Source organism: Brachyspira pulli (assembly GCF_036997785.1).
Taxonomy (GTDB): Bacteria; Spirochaetota; Brachyspiria; order Brachyspirales; family Brachyspiraceae; genus Brachyspira; species Brachyspira pulli.
Map to the genome: position 1 here is coordinate 1 of NZ_JAWLQI010000119.1, position 3,220 is coordinate 3,220.

The window sequence follows — 3,220 nt, forward strand, 5'->3', positions numbered from 1 at the left end:
CAAAAATATAAAATATAAGTTGAAAAAATCATATTTATATTATAGAATGTGAGTATGTTTGATTTGTTATTTTTTCATTTTCGATTAGGTATCACAAGCCAAGCCAAGCCAAGCCAAGCCAAGCCAAGCCAAGCCAATAATATGAACTCGGTTTATTATCAATCATCAAAAAAAATTTGCCTAATTTTATTCAAAATATTATATCACATTAAGAATGCATATAAAATTACTAAGCATATAATTTTAAACAAATTTACATTTATAGATAATAAAAAAAATTATTTAGGGATTATGCTATGAAAAAGAATTTTATTAACAAAAATAAGAAATTTTATTTTTTACTTCTTTTATTGATTCTTACTATAGTTTTGATGATATCTTGTAAAAAGATAAATATTTTAAGCCCTACACATATACCGCCTCCAACTGATTTTAGATTGCCTGAAGATGCAATACCAGGACATGTAGATGTTACCCCAATGCCTGCTAAAAACGGAGAAGTATTCGGAAGTTTTAGTAAGAAGTTTAAATATCAAGGCAAATGGTATATATTAGCTGACTATATGTATAACTATGACCCTAAAAGCAAAACATTAAATCAAATAGATAAAAATATAATTCTTCAAATAGATGATAACGGCAATATAAATATTTATGCTAAAGATGTTAATTATGATACTTTTAGCAGACTAAAATATAATATATCAGTAATAGAAAATGATAAAATTATATATGAACCTTATACATACGGAGGTTTCTCTATGTTACATATTCCTGTAGATTATGAGTTGATTATTACTTCTATACTGTATAACAGCATATATTATACATCATCAGATTTACTTAATTGGCAGACAAATGGTTCTACTAATAATGTACGATATCAAATGCCTTCTCCAAACCCAAATAATCCTAATGAAAGTTTTCAAGGTAAATTTGGTATGAATGTATCTGATTTTTTTCAATTTAAAGATTATATATATCTGATGGGGTTAAGAGAAACTTTTTTGGAGCAAAATCCAACCGGATATAGAAATGTAGATTTAGGACCATATACAGTAAGCAAAAATTATTATTACAGGATACATAAAAGCAAAGATATTTCTGTAGGTGCTAATTGGGAGAAAATAGATAATACTCCTTGGGGAGAAAGAGACAGTTTTATTATTCGTTATGATAAAGATAAGATATATGTTACAGGAGGAGATAGATATTATTATAAACATAATCCTTCTATTAATAAATGGGAGATAGTAATTGAAAGATTTGTCGATGATAAAAGAATATGGTCAACTACAGATGGTTTGAATTGGACTTTAGAGCCTAATTCAGATGCTTATAATAAATCAGAATTTATTTATTATAATCCTTTTAAAGGATTAGATAGATATTTACAAAACAGAGTAAGAACTCCTGAAGAACCTAATTGGATAAAACTTGATAATGGTATATATTATAAATCAGATAATATATATTCATCTTGGAATATTGACGGAAAAGAATATTATTATCCTGAACCTCCTTATGCAGAAATAGATGCAGCATATAATAGAGGCGAAGAATATTTTACTGTTTCAGAAACTCATTTGAAAGGAGCAGGTAAGAATCAATTTTTTGCAGCAAGAGAAAAACCTAATGAATCTGATAGCTGGAAGCTTATTACTCCAATAGATTATACAGATAATTTAATGGTATGGCAGAGCGGCGGTGAGAAAGTATTGCTTAATATTAATAATAAAGTAATACAGCTTGTAGATTATTATCAAATAGATCTTATGCTTAAAAGCCCTCCTATTCAATCATATCCTGATGTAATTAATGATATTAGAAAAACAGCTAAAATGTACCGAGACGGAACTCATCCTTATGGTAAAGATATACTTAAAGCTATGTATTATGATGCTATAGCTGATATGGTAGAGGCTTATATGAATAATTATAAAAAGTATATTATGCCTGATGAGGCTGTTACGCATTATACTGTGGAGTTTAGATATTAATCAGTATTCCAATATTATATATTGAAATTTAATTTATATAATAGTATCATCAATATACTTTTATTATAGGGGCTGATTATGGATAAGGAATACGCTAAACATTTGATGGGAATATATAAAGATAAAATACTTCATGAGAGAATGAAAAGAAGACTTGAATATTTTGAAAGGGTTTTTAAAAGAGATAATGATAAAAGATTATTTGCTGAATTGGCATTTTGTATATGTACGCCTCAGACAAAGGCTAGAAGCGGGGCTGCTGCTATAATTGATTTATACAATAACAATTTGCTTTTTAATGGGAGTGCTGAAAAAGTAGCTAATATATTAATAAAACATGTAAGATTTCATAATATGAAAGCTGATAATATAGTTCTTGCTAGAAAACTTTATTTTCCAAAGGGACAATTTATATTAAAAGATAGAATTAACGAAGCTGTAAAAAATGATGCTATGGTAGAATTAAGAAATCAGCTTGCAAAAGAAGTCAAAGGCTATGGACTTAAAGAAGCTAGTCATTTTCTTAGAAACATAGGATTCGGACAAAAGATAGCTATACTTGACAGACATATAATGCGTGTAATGGATAAATTAAGTATTTTGCCTGAAGGTATGACCCCAAAAACAAGCCTTACAAAAAATAATTATCTTCAATGCGAATCTAATTTAGTGGAATATTCAAAAAGCGAAAAAATTCCAATGGAGTATTTGGATTTTGTATTCTGGTATGATGCTACTAATGATATATTCAAGTAATTAATATTTATTAAAACAAATAAAATATATAAACCTGTGTATATTTTTATATATGCAGGTTTTTTTATACCTAAACAACTACATTTTGTCAATTTTGATATTTTGTAAATGTAAATTATAATTTTTTATAATATAAAATATCATCTAATATTGTTGGTATATGTTTTAACTGTAAGATAAATTATTAATTTTTGTAGAATAATAAGTAATCAGCCGCACACTTTACAGTGCTTCCTTCGGTCGCGTATAAAGGACATTCGTTAAGAATAAGCGATACCGTGCGGGTTGCCACTACGGCTAGTAGTTGACAAACTTAAAAATTCTTAGTATATACCTAAACAATTATATTTTGTCAAAAATAATTTTTTTAAATTTTAAATATCTGCAGGGCTTTGCCCCGCACCCCACTTCTTTTGTTGCCACAAAGAAGCAAAAAGGCTACATTTGGGCTTTAATTAATAAAT

2 protein-coding genes are annotated in these 3,220 nt (G+C 27.7%); both read left to right on the top strand.

Going from position 1 to position 3,220, the window contains the following annotated elements:
• Window positions 1-296: 296 nt before the first annotated feature.
• Window positions 297-2,000: a hypothetical protein gene (locus R4K56_RS14540; RefSeq protein ID WP_335772933.1), complete on the top strand. Its 1,704-nt coding sequence runs from the start codon at window positions 297-299 to the stop codon at window positions 1,998-2,000.
• A gap of 78 nt (window positions 2,001-2,078) precedes the next feature.
• Window positions 2,079-2,756, top strand: coding sequence for an N-glycosylase/DNA lyase (locus R4K56_RS14545; protein ID WP_335772934.1), 678 nt, complete (start codon window positions 2,079-2,081; stop codon window positions 2,754-2,756).
• Window positions 2,757-3,220: the final 464 nt, after the last annotated feature.

Excerpts from the sequence above, each read along its gene's own strand:
- R4K56_RS14540 (WP_335772933.1), top strand. The coding sequence starts at position 297 with ATGAAAAAGAATTTTATTAACAAAAATAAGAAATTTTATTTTTTACTT.
- R4K56_RS14545 (WP_335772934.1), top strand. The coding sequence starts at position 2,079 with ATGGATAAGGAATACGCTAAACATTTGATGGGAATATATAAAGATAAA.